Genomic DNA, 248 nt, shown 5'->3' on the forward strand with positions numbered 1-248 from the left:
GGGTTGTATAAAGGCCCTTTTTCAGCAATATGTATTTCACTTATTTAGCAGGTATTTTTGTTTCGGAGTTCTTCGCCGCGCCGTTCGGCCATCCTTCCGGAACGCAAAGATAACAACAGAACTCCCTTCGCCCCGGGTGCCGCATCTGGCCCCTCGCCGGCGAGGTCGTGTTTGAGGAAAGGATATTGCCATGGCCATGCGCCTTCCAGCGATCCGCTTCTCCGCAGCCGTGCAGCCGGTGACAGGCC

At 56.0% G+C, this 248-nt stretch carries 1 protein-coding gene; it reads right to left on the reverse strand.

Annotation, left to right across the window (positions count from 1 at the left end; translation table 11 throughout):
* Window positions 1–44: 44 nt before the first annotated feature.
* A partial coding sequence (locus RVY79_RS20985) for a hypothetical protein (protein ID WP_317466544.1) occupies window positions 45–248 on the reverse strand: 204 nt, incomplete at its 5' end.

The sequence above is a fragment of the Chromohalobacter sp. HP20-39 genome (assembly GCF_033052815.1).
Taxonomy (GTDB): domain Bacteria; phylum Pseudomonadota; class Gammaproteobacteria; order Pseudomonadales; family Halomonadaceae; genus Chromohalobacter.